The organism is Actinomyces provencensis (genome assembly GCF_900155435.1).
Lineage (GTDB): Bacteria > Actinomycetota > Actinomycetes > Actinomycetales > Actinomycetaceae > Pauljensenia > Pauljensenia provencensis.
Map to the genome: position 1 here is coordinate 2,396,835 of NZ_LT700212.1, position 21,603 is coordinate 2,418,437.

The following is a 21,603-nucleotide window of genomic DNA, read 5'->3' on the forward strand; positions in this document are numbered from 1 at the left end:
ACCGGACCGCCCCACTGAGGAGGACTGACATGGACGAGGACACAGTGGGAACGGGCACGGCCACCGAGGAGCAGGCAGCTTCCGGGCAGCAGGGTGCCGGGGCGGAAACGGACCCCGGGACACCCGGCGCCCGGGGGCACGACACGGGGGCGGGTGACGCCACTGCCCGCCGGTCCCCCCTGTACGACCGCGAGGCGGCACTCGGCGCCTCCTTCACCGACTTCGCCGGGTGGGAGATGCCCCTGCAGTTCACCTCCGCCCTGGCCGAGCACCAGGCCGTGCGCACGGCCGCGGGGCTCTTCGACCTCTCGCACATGGGGGAGCTGCACGTCCAGGGCCGCGACGCCGTGGAACTGCTGGGACGCACCTTCGTCTCCGACTTCTCCGCCGTGAGGATCGGACGCGCGAAGTACACGATGCTCTGCGACGAGGGCGGCGGCATCGTCGATGACCTCATCGTCTACCGCCTGGAGGACGCCGAGTTCCTGGTGGTCCCCAATGCCGCCAATGCCGCCACGGTCGCCCAGACCCTGGCCGCCACGGCCGACGGGCTGGACGTCGGGGTGGAGGACCGGACGCTGTCGACCGCGCTCATCGCCCTGCAGGGGCCACGCGCGGAGGAGATCCTGGTCAATGCCAACAGCGCACACCGTGCCCATCCCGCCGAGATCGAGGCCCTGCGCGAGCTGCGCTACTACGCGGGTATCCACATGGACTACGCCGGCGTCGACACGGTGGTGGCACGCACCGGCTACACGGGGGAGGACGGCTTCGAGCTCTTCGTCCCCTGGGAGCTGGCGGGGGAGACCTGGGACCTGCTCATGGACGTCGGCTCCCACGACGGTCTGGTCCCCGCCGGCCTGGGGGCGCGTGACTCCCTGAGGCTGGAGGCGGGGATGCCGCTGTGCGGGCACGAGCTGACGCGGGAGACGACCCCCTTCCAGGTGGGCGCCGGACGCGTCGTGTCCCTGTCCAAGCCGCAGGACTTCCCGGGACGCGCAGCACTGGAACAGGCGGCGACGTCGAGCCCCGAGGTGGTCCTGGTGGGCCTGTCCGCGGACGGTCGTCGCGCCATGCGCGAGGGCTGCCCCGTGCTGGCCTCCGACTCCGCCGCCGAGCCCGGGCGCCGCATCGGCACGGTGACCTCGGGGCTCTACTCCCCCACGCTCGGCCATGCCATCGCCATGGCCCTGGTCGAGGCGGACGCCGCGGCCCTGGGCACACTGGTGACCGTGGACGTGCGCGGTCACGCCCTCACCGCCACGGTCCGTCCCCTCGCCGCCTACAAGCGCCCCCACTGAGCCCTGATCCACCGTTTGTGGGGGTGGGGGTGGTGTGAGGCGAGCGGGATGGGGTTGTGGTGGTGTGTTTGTGCTGGTGTGAGGGTGTTCGGGTTCCGGGGTGTGGTGGGGTCTCCGACCACTGGTGTCGGCTTGTCCTGGGGTTCCTCGGGTTGGGCCCGCTGGGGCTGGGTGGGTGGTGGTCAGGCCGCCAGGGGCGGGTCGCTGCCGGTGGCGTGGCCCCACAGGTCCATGAACTGGCGTTGCCAGGGCCAGTGGGTCGGGTAGTGCAGGAAGCGGCGCCTGGACCTCGTGGCCACTCGTGCTGGCACGTGGATGAGTCGGGTGCGGATGGTGGGCATGCGGGCGGTGTTCATGCCTGCGGCGTGGGCTGCGGCCCGGGAGATGTTGAACGCCAGGACCGCCAACTGCAGCCAGGCGGCGTTGGCCTGGAACTTCCCCGAGGGCAGGTGGGCCAGGGCATTGCCCTTCAACTCGGCCATGACCTGCTCGATGATCGCATGTCCCCGGTGACGCTCATCGGCCTGGACCATGGGGAGGGTGGAGTTGGTGATGAAGGGGTGGTACCGGTACGTGTCGAACAGTTCCCCCTGACCCGGGCTGGCCTTCGGGTTCAACCGCTTGACACGGCGCACGACGAGCCTGCAGGTGACGTGTTCACTCACCGTGTGGGAGGTGAAGGCGGTGAAGGGGACTTCTGCGACCTCGGCGTCACTAATCCATTCTCCCGTGTCTTCTTCGAAGACGGCGTTGGGGTAGTGGATCCCCACCCACTCCTCCTCCCGGATCGCACTGATGGCTCGGGTGACGGTCTTCCACTGGGGGACGGTCACGGAGAACCAGCACCCGGCGTCGAGGAAGGCGTGGACGAAGTCGCACGTGCAAAACGCGCTGTCAGCCCGACCCATCACCCTCGCATCCGGGCGGACGCGTCTGAGGACTGTGAGGGCTCTCTTGGCGTGCCAGGCGGCGTTGCCCCCGCTGCGGATGTTGCCCCGACGCAGTTGGGCCCCGGCGATCACGGGCGGGGTGTGCTCGGTGCTGATGGTGGCGACGAGGGCGTTGAGGCCCTTGACATGGTTGTAGCCGTAGGCCACCGCCTGCTTCGAATACCCGTGCACCTCCCGGATGGTGTCATCGAGGTCCACCATCACCAGCTCATCACTGCCGAACAGGGTGGGGACCCTGGGGGCCAGGTTGGCCAGGAGCTGGCGGTTGATGGCTCCCAGCTGGAGGGTGTGACCGTGGGTGAAGGACCGCAGGAAGGTCCCCAGGGTGGAGGGGGCACGCACCGCCCCCACCACCTTCGCCGTGCCCCCCGAACGCAAGACATCCATCCCGTCAATGTCATCGGCCCCCGCCAGCATGCCCGTCACCAGCGCGCGCGTCTTGACCACCGCGTTCGGGGATGCCACCGTCAGCCGCTCGTTCAGCAGATCAGCGAGCCCGGCCCGCTGGGCCAGGCCCATCACCGCGGGCAGGCCCCCGGCGGAGACGAGGTGGTCCTCATCGAAGACCGGGGTGAAACGGCGGGTGGGAGTGTGAGACGATTGCACCTGAGCGATGCCCCCTCGACTTGGTGAAATGGTTTGTCTGGCGACACCCATTATCCCAGATCAGAAGGGGCATCCTCCCTTTTTCACACCCCCACAACCCACCCCCTAAACGGTGGATCAGGGCTGAGGACCCACCGACAAGGCAGGGAAGGGGAGCCGCCCTCGTCCACGAACCCACCCCCATCACCGAAGTCCGCTCTGTTACCACACCGAAGTCCGCTCAGTTCTCACCTCGAAGTCCGCTCAGTTCCCACCTCGAAGTCCGCTCAGTTCTCACCTCGAAGTCCGCTCTGCCACCGATCCGGAGCTGCCACGGAGCCTCCCGGCCCGGGTTCCCCCCGGAGCCCCGGACAACCGAGGCCCCGGTGACCCGGCCGGGTCCGGACACACACGACCACTCCCCCACGACCCCGACACCCGCACGAACCGGAAGGACCACCCGATGAGCACCTATCCCGAGAACCTGCGCTACACCGCCGAGCACGAGTGGGTGGACGACGCCTCCCCCGCCCGCATCGGCATCACGCAAGCCGCCGTCGACGAACTCAAGGACATCGTCTTCGTCGACCTCCCCCAGCCCGGCACCGCCGTGACCGCGGGGCAGGCCTGCGGCGAGGTCGAGTCCGTGAAGTCCGTGGCTGAGCTCTTCTCCCCCGTCACCGGCACGGTGGCCGAGGTCAACGAGAAGGTCGTCGACTCCCCGGAGCTCATCAACGAGGCCCCGTACGCCGCCTGGTTGTTCACCGTGGACGTTGCCGGTGACGCCCTGCCGGGCGACCTGCTGGACGCCTCCGCCTATGCCGAGGTGGTCGACGCCTCGCTCGCCTGAGACAGGAGCACCGACCGGGTGGGGCCACGTGTCGGCCCGACGTGGCTCCGCCCCTCGGGCCCGCCTGGGTCCAAGTGGGTCCGCACCTCGGGCCCACGTGTCAGGCCCGCGCACATCCTTCGTGCACATCGGGACCCTCACCGGTCCCCGGGCACCCCGCTGACGAGTCCGAGATGCTCCCGGTCGCACTCGTCCAGGAGGACCGGCCCCCCATCGGTCGGACCCCCGGCGGCGGGGTCGCGCGCGTCCACGAACACCGCACCGGTCAGCACCCCTGACAGCGAACGGTGGGTGAGAGTCGGTGGCACCATCACCACTGCCACGAGCACCCACACGAGGCCGGGCAGCTGGATCCACTGCGCCCATTCCGGCCACACCTGGGAGGCCACCAGGGCGACCAGGAGCGGGCCCGGCACAGCCACGGCACGCACCACGCGGCGCGCAGCGGTACCACGGGTGAGTCCGCGCCCCCCGCCGGTGAGCCACCTCGGAGCGAGCAGCATCACCGTCTGCCCAAGGGTCGCGCCCCCTCCCGACATCGCCGGGAGCAGCGACACCGCCAGGAGCGCCGTGAGGAGCGAGGCGACCAGTGTCACGACCAGACCGGTGTGTCCCTGGACCACTGTCCGTGTGGCGGGCACTGCGAGCACCAGACCCCTGGATGCAGCCTGGACGAGGACGGCGACCACCACCCCGGCGATGACGTCCAGGAGCATCCCGACCCACCGGCGCCACGACCGCACCCGCCGAGGCGTGCGCTCGCGGTGGGTGAGGGAGTCGATCCCGTGCCTGCGCCACTCGAAGGCCCTGACCAGGAGCGCCCCCAGTGCGGTTCCCGTGGTGTTGACGAGGACGTCATCGACGTCAGCGATCCTGTACGGACACGGGTACACACCCAGAAGACCGGTCCCCTGGAGGACCTCGATGACCACGCTCACGCCGAGCCCGATGAACACGGCCGACCCCACGGAACGCACCATCCACCGTCGCAGCAGGAGCCCCAGGGGGACGAAGAGCAGCAGGTTGAGGACGACCTGCAGCAGGTAGACGTCATGGAGGGCGAGGGCGATCGAGAGACTGCCGGTCCGGTGCACGACCATGCGGAGGAAGTCGAGGGGGACCAGGTTGTGGCGCACGCTGTGCGCCGAGCACCACGTCCCGGCATCACCGGAGGGGGTGGGGAACTGGGTGTAGACGACCAGGGCCACACCGTAGAGAACTGCCAGGAGACGCGCCGCACCCGGCGGAATTCCCCAGCCCCCGCCCCGGCGCGACCGAGCGACCAGGGTCGGCACGATCAGCAGGATCAGCGTCAGACCGGCGAAGAGCAGCGACAGCCACGCGTTGTCCACCCACACCGTCATGTCCGCTGCTCCTCCCTGTGTCCCGCACGGCATCTGCCCGGCTGCCCAGTTCCTACCCGGCTGTCCGGCCTCTGCCCGGTCCTTCGTCCGGGCTCCCGCCCGGCCCTGCGCCCAGTCTTCTCCACGACGCGGCAGTACGGCACATCCTGGCAGGTCAGGGACGTCTCACGCCTCCTCGGCTGTACCGCGGAGACCTTCGCCAGGGAGAGAATGGGCAGGACTGTCCCCCAGGGCGGGCTCCTCGTGCCGGAACCCTCCGACGCCGCCCACGTCGCCACCTGACGGGGCCCTCGACTCCACACCACCCCGCCGCGTGCGATGACGGATGTCATGGGCACCGCCCACACGCACGGCACTGTTGCCGGGACGACCCTCCGATCAGGATGGATGCCATGGACACCACAACCCAGAACCAGAATGCGGACACCGCGGCCCGCCAGTCGACGCACCCGGACTCCGCCGCCCCCGCCCCGCTCGCGCCCTCTGCTGCACCAGCGGCATCCACCGCCCCGGACACCACGTCCGACACCTCTCCCCGCACGGCACCCGCCCTCGAGGTCCACGACGTCCACAAGAGCTTCGGCACCACCCACGCCGTGGACGGCATCACGCTGTCCATCTGCCCCGGCGAGGTCGTGGCCCTCCTGGGCCGCAACGGCGCGGGCAAGACCACCCTCATCGACATCGTGCTGGGCCTGCAGCAGCCCGACTCCGGCACCACGGCCCTGTTCGGGATGTCCCCGCGCGAGGCCATCCGGCGCTCCCTCGTGGGCGTCGTGCACCAGACAGGTGCACTGCTGCCCAACTTCACCGTCGAGCAAACCCTGCGCGTCTTCGCCGGCACCCACTCCCACCCGCTCCCCGTCGACCAGGTCCTGGAGGAGACCGACCTCGTCGGACTCGCGCGCCGCCCCGTCGTCAAGCTCTCCGGCGGCGAACAGCAGCGCGTCCGCCTGGCACTGGCCCTGGTGCCCGACCCCCTGCTGCTGATCCTCGACGAGCCCACCGCCGGCATGGACGCCCTGGCGCGCCGCGACTTCTGGAAGCTCATGGCCGCCCAGGCCGAGGCCGGCCGCACCATCGTCTTCGCCACCCACTACCTGGCCGAGGCGCAGGACTTCGCCCACCGCACCGTCATCGTCAAGGACGGCCGCGTCATCACCGACGCCCCCACCGAGGAGGTCCGCCACCTCGACGCGTCGCGCTCGCTGCGCATCCGCATCGACGAGGGCGCCCGTGCCTCCCTGGAGCCGCAGCTCCGGGCACTGCCGGGGGCCGATGAGTGGCTCATCGAGTGGCCCCCCGGTGAGGTGACGATCCACGGGTCCGGCCTGGACGACGCGGCCCGCCTGCTGCTGGACCAGCCCGGCGCCCACGACCTGGAGATCGTCGCCTCGAGCCTGGAGGACGTCTTCACGGCGCTCACCGCCTGAGGCCCCGCCCTCGTCGGCCCTCGAACCCGACGCACCCGGGGCGGGCCACCCGGCCCCCCGGTGCCACGCCCGCCCCACCCCACCCGCCACCTCGTCCGAAGGACACCGCCATGACCACCGCACTTCCCCCCACCGTCCTCCCCTCCGCCCCGGACCCGTCCGCGAGCGCCCACGACATCGGCGCCACCATCGCCGCCCGCCGACCCGCCGCGCCGTGGCACGGCTTCTGGCGCCTGTCCGGCTACACGTTCTGGAAGGAGCTCACCAACCCCTTCTCCCTCGCCTTCGCGATCGCCCTGCCGATCTTCATGTACCTGATGTTCGGGGCGGGGCAGGACTACTCCGACATCCTCGTCGCCCACGGGAACACCGCCGCCACCGTCCTGGTGAACATGGCGATCTACGGGGCGATCATGACGACCTCCTCCATGGGGGCCAATGTCTCCCTGGAGCGGACCTCGGGGGTGACGCGGCTGTTCGCGCTCACACCGCTGAGCCCCGCAGCGAGTGTCGTCTCCCGCGTGGTGGCGTCCATGGGCATCTCGGCGGCCGTGATCGCGGTGGCCTACGCGGTGGGCTTCATGACGGGTGCGAGCATGGAGTGGCAGGCGTGGCTGCTCTCCGCCGTGTTGATCGTCGCCCTCTCGATCCTGCCCGCCTCCCTGGGACTGGCCGCCGGGTTCGCCGTGCGCACTGACGGCGCGTTCGCGGCGACCTCGATCTTCACCGTGATCGGCGCCTTCGGGTCCGGGATGTTCATCCCGTTGGACTCCATGGGCGAGTTCTTCCGGAACATCGCGCCGTGGACGCCCTTCTCCGGCATCGTCAACCTGGTCCAGATGCCCCTGATCGGGGTGGACTCCTTCTCCTGGGGCTGGGTCGCCAACTACGTGGGCTGGACCGTGGTCTTCGCGACCGTGGCCGTGGTCGCCCGGCGTCGCGACACGGGGCGCTGAGCACAGTGGGTACGAGGGCGCGCCGCTCCGCCACTCCGTCCTCAGGTGCCACCACCCCGCCGGTCGGCACCGGGCCCGGCAGGGAAGGCGACGTGACCACGGGGGCGGGCGCGGGCGGGCTGGGGCAGACTGGGGGCGTGGACACCGCACAGGGCGCACCCTCCCCACGGTCCGGCACGCTCCGCCCGGGCCAGCCCGCCCGGCCCCGCCAGCGGCGCCTGCTCGGACTCGACCCGGACTCCAACCTCATCTCCCTGCTGTGGGCCGCCCCGTTCATGGTCTTCCTCGGTTTCCCCATCGCAGCAGCGATCGAGTTGGGGGTGACCAGCAGCCTGGGCGCCCCGATCCTGTGGACCACGATCACCTTCGCGCTCGTCTACGTGCTCACCTGGGTCCTCAACCCACCCGCCCCACGTTCGGCCTCCCTGAGCGTGCGCCTGCTGGTGTGCATGACCGCCATGTTCGCCCTGCAGGTGCTCCTGATCTGGTCCACCTCGCGCGCCGGGATCGGGGGATCCCCCTACCTGCTGGCCTACATCTCGGCGAGCTGGACCCTGCTGTCCCCCCGCCGGCTCGTCCTCCCCGGCGTCGCGGTGATCCTCGGTTTCGGGGCGGCCACCGTCGCCCTCACGTCCGCACCGTGGTCGGACCTGTTCCTGGCGCTGCTGTCCCCCCTCCTCACGGCCGCGATCTGCTTCTTCGCCCGCAGTTCCATCGACTACGACCGCCGCACCTCCGTCGAGCACCGCCAGGCCCTGGCCCTCTCCCAGGAACGCGAACGCACCCGCATCAGCGCCGACCTCCACGACATCCTCGGCCACACCCTCACCGGCATCACCGTCAAGGCGGACCTGACGGGCCGACTCCTGGACGCCGGCCGCATCGAGGACGCCCGCGCCCAGCTCGACGACCTCACGGACCTGGCCCGCGAGGCGCTCGGTGACGTGCGCTCCGTGGTCTCCGCCAACCGGCTCCTCACCCCCACCGCGGAGATCGACTCCGCCCGCACACTCCTCACCTCCGCAGGCGTCACCCTGGAGGTCGACCAGCAGGGAGAACCCGCACCCGGGGCATCGGCGACCCTGGTCGCCCACACGATCCGGGAGGCCTGCACCAATGCCCTGCTGCACGCCGAACCCGCCATCGTCCAGCTCACGATGCGCGAAGGTGGGGTCGAGATCCGCAATGACGGGTACTCGCGTCGTGTGTCGCACTCGACCTCGGGTGGGGGCACGGGGTTGTCCGGCCTGCGGGAGCGCCTCGGCCCGGGCGACCACCTGGAGTGGGGTCCCCGCGGCGGGGAGTGGGTCGTGACCCTGGAGCTGGGACGATGAGCACCCCTCGCACGGGCGCGGGCCACCCCCGTCCGGGTGGGCACAGGACGAACGGGCCCGACCCGGCGGGCACCGCCGGGGCCACGCCCACCACTCCCGGCCCGTCCCCCGCCACACTCCGCGCCGACGAGGGCGACGCCCCCGCGCTGCGTGTCGTCGTGGTGGACGACCAGGCCATGGTGCGCGGGGCACTGGCGATCCTGTTGGACCTGGAGCCCGACATCGACGTCGTCGCCCAGGCCGCTGACGGACGAGAAGCGGTGGAGGTCCTCGCCGGACTGCCCACTGCCGCCGATGTGGTGCTCATGGACGTCGAGATGCCCACGATGGACGGCATCACCGCCTGTGCGGCCATCGTGTCCCGCTTCTCCGGGACGCGGGTCCTCATGCTCACCACCTTCGGCCGCCCGGGCTACGTCCAACGTGCACTCGACGCCGGCGCCTCGGGCTTCGTCGTCAAGGACGCTCCCTCGGAACAGTTGGCCGATGCGGTGCGCAGGGTCGCCCGCGGGCAACGCGTCATCGATCCGACCCTGGCGGTGGAGACCCTCACGCGCGGCGCCTCACCCCTGACGGAGCGCGAGGTCGAGGTGCTGCGCGCCGTCGCCGAGGGAGGGACGATCGCCGACATCGCCGCCGAGGTCGGACTCACCCAGGGAACCGTGCGCAACCACATCAGCGCGGCGATGACGAAGACGGGGGCACGCACCCGTGCCGAGGCNCTGCTGTGGGCCGCCCCGTTCATGGTCTTCCTCGGTTTCCCCATCGCAGCAGCGATCGAGTTGGGGGTGACCAGCAGCCTGGGCGCCCCGATCCTGTGGACCACGATCACCTTCGCGCTCGTCTACGTGCTCACCTGGGTCCTCAACCCACCCGCCCCACGTTCGGCCTCCCTGAGCGTGCGCCTGCTGGTGTGCATGACCGCCATGTTCGCCCTGCAGGTGCTCCTGATCTGGTCCACCTCGCGCGCCGGGATCGGGGGATCCCCCTACCTGCTGGCCTACATCTCGGCGAGCTGGACCCTGCTGTCCCCCCGCCGGCTCGTCCTCCCCGGCGTCGCGGTGATCCTCGGTTTCGGGGCGGCCACCGTCGCCCTCACGTCCGCACCGTGGTCGGACCTGTTCCTGGCGCTGCTGTCCCCCCTCCTCACGGCCGCGATCTGCTTCTTCGCCCGCAGTTCCATCGACTACGACCGCCGCACCTCCGTCGAGCACCGCCAGGCCCTGGCCCTCTCCCAGGAACGCGAACGCACCCGCATCAGCGCCGACCTCCACGACATCCTCGGCCACACCCTCACCGGCATCACCGTCAAGGCGGACCTGACGGGCCGACTCCTGGACGCCGGCCGCATCGAGGACGCCCGCGCCCAGCTCGACGACCTCACGGACCTGGCCCGCGAGGCGCTCGGTGACGTGCGCTCCGTGGTCTCCGCCAACCGGCTCCTCACCCCCACCGCGGAGATCGACTCCGCCCGCACACTCCTCACCTCCGCAGGCGTCACCCTGGAGGTCGACCAGCAGGGAGAACCCGCACCCGGGGCATCGGCGACCCTGGTCGCCCACACGATCCGGGAGGCCTGCACCAATGCCCTGCTGCACGCCGAACCCGCCATCGTCCAGCTCACGATGCGCGAAGGTGGGGTCGAGATCCGCAATGACGGGTACTCGCGTCGTGTGTCGCACTCGACCTCGGGTGGGGGCACGGGGTTGTCCGGCCTGCGGGAGCGCCTCGGCCCGGGCGACCACCTGGAGTGGGGTCCCCGCGGCGGGGAGTGGGTCGTGACCCTGGAGCTGGGACGATGAGCACCCCTCGCACGGGCGCGGGCCACCCCCGTCCGGGTGGGCACAGGACGAACGGGCCCGACCCGGCGGGCACCGCCGGGGCCACGCCCACCACTCCCGGCCCGTCCCCCGCCACACTCCGCGCCGACGAGGGCGACGCCCCCGCGCTGCGTGTCGTCGTGGTGGACGACCAGGCCATGGTGCGCGGGGCACTGGCGATCCTGTTGGACCTGGAGCCCGACATCGACGTCGTCGCCCAGGCCGCTGACGGACGAGAAGCGGTGGAGGTCCTCGCCGGACTGCCCACTGCCGCCGATGTGGTGCTCATGGACGTCGAGATGCCCACGATGGACGGCATCACCGCCTGTGCGGCCATCGTGTCCCGCTTCTCCGGGACGCGGGTCCTCATGCTCACCACCTTCGGCCGCCCGGGCTACGTCCAACGTGCACTCGACGCCGGCGCCTCGGGCTTCGTCGTCAAGGACGCTCCCTCGGAACAGTTGGCCGATGCGGTGCGCAGGGTCGCCCGCGGGCAACGCGTCATCGATCCGACCCTGGCGGTGGAGACCCTCACGCGCGGCGCCTCACCCCTGACGGAGCGCGAGGTCGAGGTGCTGCGCGCCGTCGCCGAGGGAGGGACGATCGCCGACATCGCCGCCGAGGTCGGACTCACCCAGGGAACCGTGCGCAACCACATCAGCGCGGCGATGACGAAGACGGGGGCACGCACCCGTGCCGAGGCCGTGCGCCTGGCGACGGAGTCCGGCTGGTTGTGAGCAGGCCCGGTCGGTCGTGAGGAGGCCCGGTCGGTCGTGGGGGAGCCGGCTGGCCGCCACGCCCGGGGCCCACACCCCACGGGTACTCCGCCCCCACAACGACCCGACGACTACCTCCCCGGTCGGGAGGGACCCGCACTCCCACGGGCACACCGCCCCCGCACCCACCGGGCGCACATCTCCCCGGTCGCGGCCACACCGACCCGGCGCGCACCTCCCCGATCGCGCCGGACTCCGAACACCCGCGGCCCCGGGCACCTCTGCATCTCTCGACCCCCTGCACCGGGTGACGGTCCAGCGGGTCATCCGGGCCCGGTCCGGGCCCCTCGCGCGCTGAGATCGCCGCTCAGTACGGGTCGCCAGTCCTCACACCGGTGCCCGCATCGGCCCGGGTGTCGCGGAACCACGCCTGCGCCACCATCCCCGACAGACCCCGGCAACCGGGGCCGACCGGGACGAGTGCCACCTCGGCGAGGACCAGTACACCTGCCAGGCCCAGGGCCGCAGCCGTGACAGCGCGCCCGGTTCCGGGAGTGGAACTCTCCGCCACGAGCAGGCAGGCCGCGACCGCTGCGGGAACCCCACCGGCACACAGCAGACGTTGCCACCGGTGGCCATCACGCGTGGGGGCCCCGGTGACCTCCCCTCCGTCATGCTCGCCTGCGGCGCCCTCGTGGGTGGCGGTGGCAGGAGGGACCGCCCCCCGGCGGGCAGAACTGGTGGGGGCAACGGCTCCCCGGAAGTCGGTTCCGGTCGGAGCAGCGGGCCCCCACGTCGGGGCGAGCCACACACTCGCCTGGCCGATGGTCGACCCCCTGCCGCTCCATGCCGGGCCGAGGAACACGCAGACCAGCGCCACCACCAGGCCGGCGGCGAACTCCGCGGTGTCCAGGACTGCGGGGTGGGGTGCCCCGGCGAGGATGCGCACCGCTCGGACCACCCAGGTGGTCCCCGCCCCCAGCACCGCGGCGAGCAGGACGTCCACGACCATCCCGGTCCAGCGGCGCCCCGGGGTGACGGGCCGGGGCTGCAGGCGCTCCTGGGACAGTGACCGGGCACTCGGCATCCACCACAGCAGGACGGGGGCCAGCAGGACTCCCAGGAGGGCCCCGGAGGTGTTGAGGAGGATGTCGTCGACATCGGCCACCCGGTACGGGCAGGGGTAGAGGAAGGGGATGCCGACGGCCTGGGTCACCTCGATGGCGGCGGACACCACGGCCGCCAGGCCCACCACCACCGACGTGCGCCACCTGAGGTAGCGGGTGCCGATGACCCCGAAGGGGACGAAGAAGGCGACGTTGAGCACGGCCTGGAGGAAGACGGAGGAGCGCAGGGCGGCCCGGCGACCCACCGCCTCGATGGCCCCCAGGATCTCGACCAGGAACCTCAGGGGTGTGGTGTTGCGGTCCGCCGTGTGCGACTGGCACCACTGGCCCGTCGAGTCCGGCAACGGCATGGTCGTGTAGGCGACGATCGCCGTCGCGTACAGGCAGACCATGGCGAGACCGACCAGGCGAGCCAGGCTCGGGCGCCCGTAGCGGCGGTAGTGCCACACCAGCCCGGGCACGAACAGCACGAGGAACAGCGGGATACCGGCCAGGAGCGCGAGGCGCCCCCTCTCCTCCCAGTGGAAGAGCATGCGTCACCTCCCCTGACGTGTCGCGGAGCCACTCCTGGCCCACAGGTTCCTCCTCACGGACACTACTGCGCAGGGGCAGCACGACGGGGCAGGGTCTCGACTCGCCCCGCCGAGCGGTGGACTTCCTACCGAACGGTGGGGGTATGGGGCCACCTCTCGGTGAGAAGTCCACCGTTCGACGGGAAGTCACTACTCGGTGGGAATGCCACCTCTCGGCGTACCGTCACCGGGTCGGCAACACCTGGTCCGGGCAGTCCCGCAGCACATCGCCCATGGCATCGCGCTCGGAGTCCGTCACGCTCAGCCCCCAGGTTGCCTTCACCGCGATCTGACGGGCGACGTAGGGGCACCGGAAGTCGGCATCCGGGGGCAGCCACTGGTCCGCGCGTGCCGCCTCCTTGTCCTGGTTGGCCGCTCCGTCCACCGCCAACAGGTTGAGGGGGTCGTTGGCGAACTCCTGACGGGCACCGAGCTCCCACTGCCAGGCACCGGCGCGCCACGCATCCGCGAGCGCGACGACATGGTCGATCTGGACCAGATCCGAGGTCCCCTCCCCGCGCACGAACTCGACGGTCCGTCCGGTGTAGGGCTCGGCCAGGGTCCCCGACGCCACCACGCAGTCGTGCGTTCCCGGTCTGAACACCGGCCGGGCAAGGTCCCGGGCGAGGATGTCGTTGCGCGTGTCGCAGCCATTGTGGTCCGTGTCGGCCCACCGGGTCCCGAAGGCCTCGCGTCGGTAGTCGGGGACGTCCTCGTCCCCGCGCGCGGGCAGGGAGCGCAGCGCCACCACGACCTCGGTGGCAGGCAGGTCTCCGACGTCCCCGCCCGAGGATGCGGCAGGCCAGCCCAGGCGGTGCTGCAGTCCGAGGAGGTCGGGACCCAGCCCCGGGAAGAAGGCCCAGACGAGGGCGGCCAGTGCGAACACGACCAGTGCGACGTCAGGCCTGTTCCACCCCCGGCTGGCGGGACCACCGCGCCCCGAGCTGCGGATCGCGGAGCCACGCCATGGGGGACCACCGGAGCCGGACCTGCCCTTGTCGTGCCCCATCCCTGGTCCTCGCTCTCACACCTGTGCCCGCGCCGGTTGGTCCGTGTTGTCCGGACGACGGGTCTCTCCGTCACCGATCGGTCCGGCCGCTCCGGTCCTTCCGGCAGGTCCGCTCGTCACCGGGCATCCCGGTCGATCCGGTCTTCACCGGTCGTTCCGTTCAGTCCGGTGGTCCCCTCCCTCATCCACATGATGATGTGGGCCGCATGCACCTGGACATCGTCCACAGCTCCTGGACTGTCCGGGGGCCCACCACCGGGGAGTGCGTTCCACACTCCGGGCACCACCGGGGAGTCCGTCCCACACACCGGGCACCACCGGGGAGTCCGTCCGACACGAGGGGCACCACCGGGACTGATCCCGGACCCCGGGAGGGCCCTGCGGCACCGGGCGCAGCCCTACGGCCCCTCACCCCCACCCCCCGCCGTCAGCCGCGAGCTGCGCGACGCAGACCCCAGTGCTGGCGCACCGTGTAGAGACCGGCGATCAGTGCCGTCAGCACTGCCACACCGATCAACTGCGGGCGCCCCGACGGGCTCCACGCCATGAGCACGCCGATGGCACCCAGACCGGCCAGGACCAACCATCCCAGCCACGGCCAGCCGGGCATGCGGATCGCCAGGGTGCCGTCGCGGACCAGGATCGGGTGCAGACGCATCTGTGAGACGACCACGAAGAGCCACACGACCAGCAGCGACATGCCGATGGCATTGAGCAGGATGCCGAGGAGGGCTTCTGGCAGCCACCAGTTGAGCCCGACCGAGACCAGTGCCAGGGCGATGGACACCGACACGGCACGGCGTGGGGTCCGCCCTCGTGAGAGGTCACCGGAGGCGCCCTCGTGCGCGACGACGGAGCGGACGTCGTCCTCGTCGACGGGAGCATCGTCGAGGGTGTCCACGGTCCCGTCGACGGGAGCGTCGTCGAGGGTGCCCACGGTCCCGTCGGCGCGCCGCACACCCGGGCTGACCTCGGCGGGCACACCCGGCACCGACGTGGGCACGCCCGCCCCACCCAGCAGCCAGCGTGCCCCCATGCCACGCGCCGACAGGGAGTAGGCCATGCGCGAGGAGGCGTAGATGTTGGCGGAGAACGCGCTGACCAGCGCGATGAAGACGACGGCCTCCATGATGCGTCCCACGGCGGGGATGCCCGCCATGTCGAGCACGGAGGCGAAGGGGTTGGTGCGCATCTCCTCGGAGTTCCACGGCAGCAGGCAGATCATCAGGACCACGGACCCCACGTAGAAGACCAGGATCCGCCAGATGACGGAGCGGATCGCCTGGCCCATGGCGCGCTGGGGTTCCTCGGACTCCGCGGCCGCAATGGTGACGATCTCGATGCCCCCGAAGGAGGTGATGATGGCGAGCAGGCCCACGGCGATGCCGGCCAGCCCGTGGGGCGCCCAGCCGCCGTGGCCCAGGACGTTGTCCACCACGGACTCCGGGCGCCCGGGGATGATGCCGGTGACCAGGCCGATGCCGATGGCGAGGAAGGCGACGATCGTGAAGACCTTGATGCCGGCCAACCAGGCCTCGACCTCACCGAAGTCGCCGGCGGCCAGCAGGTTCACCCCGCCCAGCACCACGACGATGACCAGTGCTACCGTCCACTGCGGCACCGCGGGGAACCAGTTGACGAAGATCCCGGCCGCGCCGGTGATCTCCATGCCGAGCACCATGATCAGGGTGAACCAGTACAGCCAGCCGACCGTGAACCCGGCCCAGCGCCCGATGCCCGCCTCGGCGTAGGTGGAGAAGGACCCTGTGGAGGGCAGTGCGGCGGCGAGTTCCGCCAGGGCGTACATGACCGAGATCGCCAGCAGCGCCGCCAGCACGTAGGAGACGAGCACCGCGGGCCCCGCCTCCGACACGGCCACGCCCGTGCCCAGGAAGAAGCCGGCCCCGATCGCGGAGCCGAGAGCCATCATCGACAGGTGGCGCGTCTTGAAGCGTTTGCCCGTCGTGGCGGTGGCACCCCGGCGCGCGTCCGCCTCCGCCTGCGATCCCCTCCCGGTCACGGGTGCCCCGGTCGTGGGGGACGCGGACGAGGGCGCTCCCGCGGTCGTGCCAGTCGGCGTCGCGCGAACCGGTGCGGGCCTGGCTCCCGACACTGGACGAGGGCGGGACGGGTCTGGGTTCGGGTCCACGGATGGCCTTCCGGGCTGGGGTGCGCGGAGAGCGGTGTCTCCGGTGACGACGCCCGCCATTGTGCCACCGTGTGCACTGACTCCACGACTCCCGGCGGGACCCGACCGGCCAGCGGCGTGGGGGGCCTCTACCGGGTCGCGCCCGGGACGGACCTGGACTGACCGGGGTGGGCGCGTACGAGTGGAGCCATCCGGTGGGCGCATCGGGGAGCGAGGTGGAGGTGCCCGAGCGGGCGAGCCGAATCGGACCCGCCCGCCCCCGGCGATCAGCGGATGGGGATGTCGGTGACGCGGAAGAGGAAGTAGTGGGCGGTCATGCCCCCGAGGACGTCCTTGTAGTCGGAGACGTCGAGGACTGCGGAGTCGGCCTCCATCCGTGGCCACACCACAGGGACGACCACGGACTGACCCGGCTCCAGCGTCACGTACTGGTCGGGGACGACGGGCATGTGGTCCGCGCCCGCGATCGAGTAGTCCACGGGGAAGAAGCGCTGGCCGCCCTCGAGGAGGGTGAGCCCCGCCGGCATGGACATCTGGTTGGGTTCGAACTCACCGCGCGGGGTGCTCAGGGTCATGGCCCGCAGGGCGTTGAGGACCCCGATGTCCTCCTTGTCCCCGACGTTGGTCACGGTGACCTCCCCGACCAGGTAACGCCCACGCGTGCGCAGCTCCGCCAGGTCGATGCGCATGGTGTCACCGTCGTCATTGGAGACCGTCGCCCCCTCCCCGGACACACCCACGGGTCCCTCGGCCTCGGGGAGCTGTGCCTCGTCACTGCCCTGGATGACGACGTGACCGGAGGTGTCGGCGGGGACGACGAGGATCTCGACACGGCGGTTCGCGGCCCGCGCCTCACTGGTCGTGCCCGCGACGCGTGGCTCGCTCTCACCCTTGCCCTGCGTGGTGACCTCGAAGGCGGAGAGATCCGCCAGGTCGTCCAGGGCGCTTCGGACCGCCTCGGCGCGCCGCTCCGACAGGGCCTGGTTGTACTCGTCGGTGCTGACGTCGTCGGTGTGGCCGACGATGGTGATGGTTCCGCCCTCGATGCCACCCAACTGGGCTGCCACCTGTTGCAGCTCCGCCTGGGCTCCGCTTCCGAGGGTGTCCTGGTCGACGTCGAAGAGGACGTCGGAGTTGACATTGATGTCCACCCGTTCGGGGGTGACCTCGATGTCCTGGCCGTCGTCGGTGGCCAGCGCGAAGGACTGCAGCTCGGCCGTGCGCAGGTTGATCTCCTGGCCGGGCAGTCCGATCTCCTCCTCGGCGGAGTCCAGGGCGGCGACGGAACGGATGTCCGTGGCGTCCGTGGGCAGGGCCGACTCCTCCACGACGGGCACGTCCTCCACCAGGCCCACGCTGGGCACCAGGACGTCCACGGCGTCGCGGTCCTGGGGACCGTAGACCGAGTAGGCCACGTAGGGCGGTTCCTGCGTGAAGGGGGAGATCTCCAGGGTCGCCTCGTCGCTGGCCTTGGGATCCGCCCCGAGCCGTACGGGCTCCTCCACCGTGCCTGCCTCCAGGTCGAGGAGGGGGAAGCGGTAGATGCCGCGGAAGGGGTGGGCCATCCAGTGGTCGCGCCTCTCGAACCCGGCCGCCTGCGCGCCGTCGGGGAGTTCCACCTCGAGCACCAGGACGGCGTGATCACCCCGGTTCACCAGCGGACCGATGCGGGCGGTCACCTCGCTCGTCGGGGTCTCGATCGTCCCTTCGACGAAGAGATCTCCCGCGGCCGGCGCCTCGGTCCCGCCCTCGTCGGCGGCACCGGACTGGGACGGACCTGACTGCCCGGACTGTCCCGACTGCTCCCCGGAGGACTGACCCCCACCGGTGCAGGCCCCGAGGGCGAGGGCTGCGGCCGCCAGGAGGGCGGCCAACCGTGCTGCGGACGGTGCGGCATGGGGATCAGACGTCGGGCGGCGCGTCATCAGCGGACCTCTTCCGGGTGTCGACTGGGCAAGCGGTCAGGGATCTGTCTCCACTGCACCCTAGCGGGCACACGCGTGGTCCCGCCCGAGGAGAGTCCAGGGGGATCCGGAGGAAGGACGAGGGGCACGGCCCCGCCCTCAACGGCACGGCGACCGGTGTGGCATCGTCCCGATCGCCCGGGGACATCTGGCCCCTCCGCTCCGGCACCCCCGGCGCCGGGCAACGAAGAACCCCGGAACCACTGGGGTCCCGGGGTCTCGCGGCGGAGGATGGGGGATTCGAACCCCCGAGGGCTTGCACCCAACACGCTTTCCAAGCGTGCGCCATAGGCCACTAGGCGAATCCTCCGAGGCGCGTGGATCGCACGCGCGCTGGACCATGTTAGCGGGCCGAGCACCGAAAAGGCCAACCGTCCCGCCCTCGTCCCGGGTGCGATGGGTCACCGTGACCACGGGAGCCCTGTTCCGCACCGGCCGCGACACGGGGATGCCGCGCGCCGCTCCTCCTGTTGCCGCACTCCCGGCGTTCCCTCAGGCTGTCCCCCATGAGATGACACAGCATCACCGCAGCCCTGTCCGCCCTCGTGCTCGCCGCCTCGCTGGGCGCCTGCGGCACCAGCCCTTCCGAGGAGTCGGGTGCACCCGCCTCGGGCAGCGCCGGAGGGAGCACGTCCTCGGCGCAGGCCTCGGCCCCGGCCGCCGCCGGTTCCTCCCAGTCGGTCGACGAGGGCTGCACGGCCCTGGAGACCGAGCTCGAGGTCATGGCCGCGAAGTACCGCGACGTCGACACCAGTGACCAGGAGGCAGCCCTGGAGGCCGTGGGCCGGATGATGGAGGAGATGCAGGACATCGGGGGGACGGTGACGAACCCCGAGGTCAGTAACGCCTGGGACTCCTACATCGGTGCCTACGCCTCCCTCACGGAGTCGACCTCGGTGGGGGACACCTCGCAGTCGGGAGCCGAGGAGGCACTCGCCCGTCTCCAGGAGGTCTCCCAGCAGATGGAGGAGTCCATGACGACCCTCCAGGGTCTGTGCCCGAAGTTCCAGGAGGCCGCGGACCAGCTGGGAGGTTCCACCTCCGGCGACTGACCGGCACTGGCGCGGGTGCCGCCCGGGGTCAGCGCTCGACCGGTCCGAGCACCACGTTCGCCCACGCGGAGTGCAGCGACTCCTGGTCCGAGGGCTGGAACAGGCCGGCGAGCACATCGCGGTAGAGCCGCGAGAGCTCGTTCCGCGTGTAGTAGGACGACCCGCCGCAGGCCCGCACCGCCTGCTCGACAGCGCGCAGGGAGGCCTCGGCAGCCGCGTTCTTGGCGGCCGAGAGCTGGGGCATCCAGATGGGGCCGCGGTCCACGCCCGCCTCGATGTCGCGGGCGAGCTCACGGATCTGGGGACCGACCGCGTTCATCGCGAGGGCGGCCTCCGCGATGCGCCAGCGGATGTCGGGGTCGTTGGCGTACACCGTCTGGTTCTTCACGGACTTCCTCGTGCGGACCTGTTCCGCGGCGAGCTCCACCGCGCGCTCCCCCACCCCGGTGTAGGTGGCGGCGAGGAGGATCTCGAAGTTGGAGAAGATCCCGAACACGACGGGGTCCTTCGAGGGCCCGGGTTCGGTGCGCGTGAGGATCTGGGACTCGGAGGCGTGGGCGCCCTCGAGCAGGGTGGTGTTGGACTGGGTGGCCCGCATGCCCAGGGTGTCCCAGTCGTCCTTGACGGTGAACCCACCGTCCTCGCGACGCAGGACCGCGAAGACGGAGTGGGGCCCGTCCTCCCCGGAGTCGTCACGGCCGAAGGTCATCAGCCGCGTCCACACCGGTGCCAGGGAGGTGAAGATCTTGGTACCGGTGAAGGAGTACCCGCCCTCCCCGTCGGGCACGGCGGCCGTGGTCGACCCGAAGAGGACGAGGTCGTTGCCGGGCTCGGAGATCCCGAACCCGAAGAGCTCCCCGGCGGCGGCGTCGCGCAGGATCATCTCCCCGCGCGGGTTCCCGTTGCGGACCAGGTGCCTGCCCAGCCCGACGATGATCTGGTGCATGTTGATGCCCAGCGCGGTGCCGGGCGCGGCCTTGGCCAGGCGCGTCTGCTCGGCGGCGATCTCCTCCAGGGTCAGGCCCGCGCCACCGAACTCCCGCGGCACGAACGCCGCCAGGTAGCCGGCCGCCCGCAGGTCGGCGAGGTCGTCGTCGGGGAAGGTGTTCTCCGCGTCGTGGCGCGCAGCGCGTGCGTGGATCGTGGACAGCAGCTCGTCGCTGAGGAATCCCACCATTGTCTCCTTGGAAGCGTGTACAGGACCATGAGGACCTTGGTCGCACATCGACCGCCCCCACCGTATCCGCCCGCCACTCGCGCGCACAGCCCCGATCGATGCATGTCAGGCATCCCCGGTCCGCTCCTGCGGCGTCCGCACCCGTCCGCCTGCCTCCGCCCCGTTCCCCGGGTGCCCCGGCCCGTCCGCGCGACGTCCGCCCTCGTCCCACCCCGCCTCCCCGGGTGCCCCGCGCCCTCGCGCGGCCCCGACGAGGGCGACCCGGCACCTCCGGCACAGGCGTGAGGCCGGGGACACCTCCGGTCCGCGAGCACCTCGTCGGCCACCGGTCGAGTAGGTTGGACCCGTGACCCCGGAACCGCCCAGACTCTCGCCGCGCCAGCGCTACCTCGAGAACCGCCAGCGCAAGCAGAACCTCACCTTCTCCGTGATCTTCTCGGTCATGGCCGTCCTGGTGATCATCAGCCTCCTGTCGATCCTGGGCCTGGTGTCCCTGCCCCTGCCCTCCGGTTTCTCCGACGGCGGCAAGTACGCCGACGAGGGCGACGTGCCCTGCCCGGCCACCGCGACGACGCCGTTGGACCCCTCATCGGTCACCGTCCAGGTCCTCAATGCGACGTCACGCGCAGGTCTGGCGGGCGATGCCAGCAGCATGCTCGACAAGGCCGGCTTCCAGACGAAGGAGGTGGGCAACGCCTCCTCCGAGTACGCCGGAGCAGTCGAGATCGACGCGGGCCCCAGGGCGGTGGACGCCGCCTACACCGTCGCCCGCTACTTCCCCGAGTCCAGGGTCACCCTCACGGACTCCACCGACACGACGGTCACCGTGATCCTCGGTGGCTTCTACGAGGGCGTCCTCTCCGATGAGGAGATCGAGAAGGTCGCCCAGGACGTCTCGGTGCTCTCCGGTCCGGCGACGTGCCTTCCCCTCAATCCCGAGACGGTCGGGTCCGAGTCCGGCGAGCAGTCAGGCGAGTCCGGACAGTCCGGCACCCAGTCGGGAGAACAGTCCGGGCAGTGAGGGCGGGTGTCGGCACGGCCCACCCGAGCGGAGGACCTGCCGTCCCACTCAGTGACGTCGTGACGTCGTGACGGTCCCCGTGCGCGCCGTGGAGCCGCCCTGCGCAGGACCCGGACGCGGACCGGTTGGGGACCACGTGCGCCTCGGCAGACGACGTCGACGACCGGCCGACGAGGGCGTCCACCCACCCGGCCCTGACCTTCACACATGTCCCCGAGGTGCG

The 21,603-nt window shown here is 71.2% G+C and carries 16 protein-coding genes, 1 tRNA gene and 1 pseudogene; 10 read left to right on the forward strand and 8 right to left on the reverse strand.

Annotation, left to right across the window (positions count from 1 at the left end; translation table 11 throughout):
* The first annotated feature begins 29 nt into the window (after positions 1–29).
* Complete coding sequence (gene gcvT / locus BQ9890_RS10615) at positions 30–1,301, forward strand: glycine cleavage system aminomethyltransferase GcvT (RefSeq protein ID WP_078062388.1); 1,272 nt, start codon at positions 30–32, stop codon at positions 1,299–1,301.
* A 182-nt stretch (positions 1,302–1,483) separates the two neighbouring features.
* Here the strand turns inward: gcvT and BQ9890_RS10620 are convergent, their stop codons facing one another.
* Entirely contained in the window at positions 1,484–2,908 is a 1,425-nt protein-coding gene (locus BQ9890_RS10620) for an IS1380 family transposase (protein WP_230297884.1), read from the reverse strand.
* 391 nt (positions 2,909–3,299) lie between these two features.
* On the opposite strand from BQ9890_RS10620, the gene gcvH reads away from it, so the two are divergent.
* Positions 3,300–3,686: a glycine cleavage system protein GcvH gene (gene gcvH / locus BQ9890_RS10625; protein WP_075891408.1), complete on the forward strand. Its 387-nt coding sequence runs from the start codon at positions 3,300–3,302 to the stop codon at positions 3,684–3,686.
* A 137-nt stretch (positions 3,687–3,823) separates the two neighbouring features.
* Here the strand turns inward: gcvH and BQ9890_RS10630 are convergent, their stop codons facing one another.
* Positions 3,824–5,050: a VanZ family protein gene (locus tag BQ9890_RS10630; RefSeq protein ID WP_075891410.1), complete on the reverse strand. Its 1,227-nt coding sequence runs from the start codon at positions 5,048–5,050 to the stop codon at positions 3,824–3,826.
* A 392-nt stretch (positions 5,051–5,442) separates the two neighbouring features.
* Here BQ9890_RS10630 and BQ9890_RS10635 point away from each other — a divergent pair, with 392 nt between their 5' ends.
* The 6 genes and pseudogenes from BQ9890_RS10635 to BQ9890_RS10660 all read left to right on the forward strand — a co-directional run bounded on the left by BQ9890_RS10635 (position 5,443) and on the right by BQ9890_RS10660 (position 11,330).
* Positions 5,443–6,483 (forward strand): ABC transporter ATP-binding protein, encoded by a 1,041-nt coding sequence (locus BQ9890_RS10635; RefSeq protein WP_078062390.1) that lies wholly within the window; start codon positions 5,443–5,445, stop codon positions 6,481–6,483.
* 110 nt (positions 6,484–6,593) lie between these two features.
* Positions 6,594–7,439 (forward strand): ABC transporter permease, encoded by an 846-nt coding sequence (locus tag BQ9890_RS10640; RefSeq protein ID WP_078062391.1) that lies wholly within the window; start codon positions 6,594–6,596, stop codon positions 7,437–7,439.
* A 137-nt stretch (positions 7,440–7,576) separates the two neighbouring features.
* Positions 7,577–8,773, forward strand: coding sequence for a sensor histidine kinase (locus tag BQ9890_RS10645; protein ID WP_143226314.1), 1,197 nt, complete (start codon positions 7,577–7,579; stop codon positions 8,771–8,773).
* Positions 8,774–8,919: 146 nt separating this feature from the next.
* Positions 8,920–9,498, forward strand: a pseudogene (locus BQ9890_RS16340) (response regulator transcription factor); the annotation flags it as partial.
* A gap of 18 nt (positions 9,499–9,516) precedes the next feature.
* On the forward strand, positions 9,517–10,575 hold the full coding sequence (locus tag BQ9890_RS16345; RefSeq protein WP_407638915.1) for a sensor histidine kinase: 1,059 nt from the start codon (positions 9,517–9,519) through the stop codon (positions 10,573–10,575).
* Complete coding sequence (locus tag BQ9890_RS10660) at positions 10,572–11,330, forward strand: response regulator transcription factor (protein WP_078062392.1); 759 nt, start codon at positions 10,572–10,574, stop codon at positions 11,328–11,330. The genes BQ9890_RS16345 and BQ9890_RS10660 overlap by 4 nt, the downstream gene beginning before the upstream one ends.
* Before the next feature lie 346 nt (positions 11,331–11,676).
* Here the strand turns inward: BQ9890_RS10660 and BQ9890_RS10665 are convergent, their stop codons facing one another.
* From BQ9890_RS10665 to BQ9890_RS10685, 5 genes are all read right to left on the reverse strand, one after another.
* Entirely contained in the window at positions 11,677–12,969 is a 1,293-nt protein-coding gene (locus BQ9890_RS10665) for a VanZ family protein (protein WP_075891414.1), read from the reverse strand.
* Positions 12,970–13,192: 223 nt separating this feature from the next.
* On the reverse strand, positions 13,193–14,017 hold the full coding sequence (locus BQ9890_RS10670; RefSeq protein WP_078062393.1) for an HNH endonuclease family protein: 825 nt from the start codon (positions 14,015–14,017) through the stop codon (positions 13,193–13,195).
* A 427-nt stretch (positions 14,018–14,444) separates the two neighbouring features.
* Positions 14,445–16,037, reverse strand: a complete 1,593-nt coding sequence (locus tag BQ9890_RS10675; protein WP_075891416.1) for an amino acid permease — start codon at positions 16,035–16,037, stop codon at positions 14,445–14,447.
* Between the two features lie 395 nt (positions 16,038–16,432).
* Positions 16,433–18,091 carry an OmpA family protein gene (locus tag BQ9890_RS10680; protein ID WP_075891418.1) on the reverse strand — a complete coding sequence of 553 codons (1,659 nt, stop codon included), beginning with the start codon at positions 18,089–18,091 and terminating at the stop codon, positions 16,433–16,435.
* Positions 18,092–18,355: 264 nt separating this feature from the next.
* A tRNA-Ser gene (locus BQ9890_RS10685) sits at positions 18,356–18,440 on the reverse strand.
* Between the two features lie 235 nt (positions 18,441–18,675).
* Between BQ9890_RS10685 and BQ9890_RS10690 the strand changes: the two genes are divergently transcribed.
* Positions 18,676–19,182 (forward strand): hypothetical protein, encoded by a 507-nt coding sequence (locus BQ9890_RS10690; RefSeq protein WP_075891420.1) that lies wholly within the window; start codon positions 18,676–18,678, stop codon positions 19,180–19,182.
* A 28-nt stretch (positions 19,183–19,210) separates the two neighbouring features.
* Here BQ9890_RS10690 and BQ9890_RS10695 read toward each other — a convergent pair whose 3' ends face one another.
* Complete coding sequence (locus BQ9890_RS10695) at positions 19,211–20,359, reverse strand: acyl-CoA dehydrogenase family protein (RefSeq protein WP_407638902.1); 1,149 nt, start codon at positions 20,357–20,359, stop codon at positions 19,211–19,213.
* Between the two features lie 346 nt (positions 20,360–20,705).
* On the opposite strand from BQ9890_RS10695, the gene BQ9890_RS10700 reads away from it, so the two are divergent.
* Positions 20,706–21,380, forward strand: a complete 675-nt coding sequence (locus BQ9890_RS10700) for a LytR C-terminal domain-containing protein (RefSeq protein WP_075891422.1) — start codon at positions 20,706–20,708, stop codon at positions 21,378–21,380.
* Positions 21,381–21,603 lie beyond the last annotated feature (223 nt).

What these genes read in the sequence shown, in the direction of transcription:
- gcvT (WP_078062388.1), top strand. Translation starts at nt 30, where the DNA reads ATGGACGAGGACACAGTGGGAACGGGCACGGCCACCGAGGAGCAGGCA.
- BQ9890_RS10620 (WP_230297884.1), bottom strand. Translation starts at nt 2,908, where the DNA reads ATGGGTGTCGCCAGACAAACCATTTCACCAAGTCGAGGGGGCATCGCT.
- gcvH (WP_075891408.1), top strand. Translation starts at nt 3,300, where the DNA reads ATGAGCACCTATCCCGAGAACCTGCGCTACACCGCCGAGCACGAGTGG.
- BQ9890_RS10630 (WP_075891410.1), bottom strand. Translation starts at nt 5,050, where the DNA reads ATGACGGTGTGGGTGGACAACGCGTGGCTGTCGCTGCTCTTCGCCGGT.
- BQ9890_RS10635 (WP_078062390.1), top strand. Translation starts at nt 5,443, where the DNA reads ATGGACACCACAACCCAGAACCAGAATGCGGACACCGCGGCCCGCCAG.
- BQ9890_RS10640 (WP_078062391.1), top strand. Translation starts at nt 6,594, where the DNA reads ATGACCACCGCACTTCCCCCCACCGTCCTCCCCTCCGCCCCGGACCCG.
- BQ9890_RS16345 (WP_407638915.1), top strand. Translation starts at nt 9,517, where the DNA reads ATGGTCTTCCTCGGTTTCCCCATCGCAGCAGCGATCGAGTTGGGGGTG.
- BQ9890_RS10660 (WP_078062392.1), top strand. Translation starts at nt 10,572, where the DNA reads ATGAGCACCCCTCGCACGGGCGCGGGCCACCCCCGTCCGGGTGGGCAC.
- BQ9890_RS10665 (WP_075891414.1), bottom strand. Translation starts at nt 12,969, where the DNA reads ATGCTCTTCCACTGGGAGGAGAGGGGGCGCCTCGCGCTCCTGGCCGGT.
- BQ9890_RS10670 (WP_078062393.1), bottom strand. Translation starts at nt 14,017, where the DNA reads ATGGGGCACGACAAGGGCAGGTCCGGCTCCGGTGGTCCCCCATGGCGT.
- BQ9890_RS10680 (WP_075891418.1), bottom strand. Translation starts at nt 18,091, where the DNA reads ATGACGCGCCGCCCGACGTCTGATCCCCATGCCGCACCGTCCGCAGCA.
- BQ9890_RS10695 (WP_407638902.1), bottom strand. Translation starts at nt 20,359, where the DNA reads ATGGTGGGATTCCTCAGCGACGAGCTGCTGTCCACGATCCACGCACGC.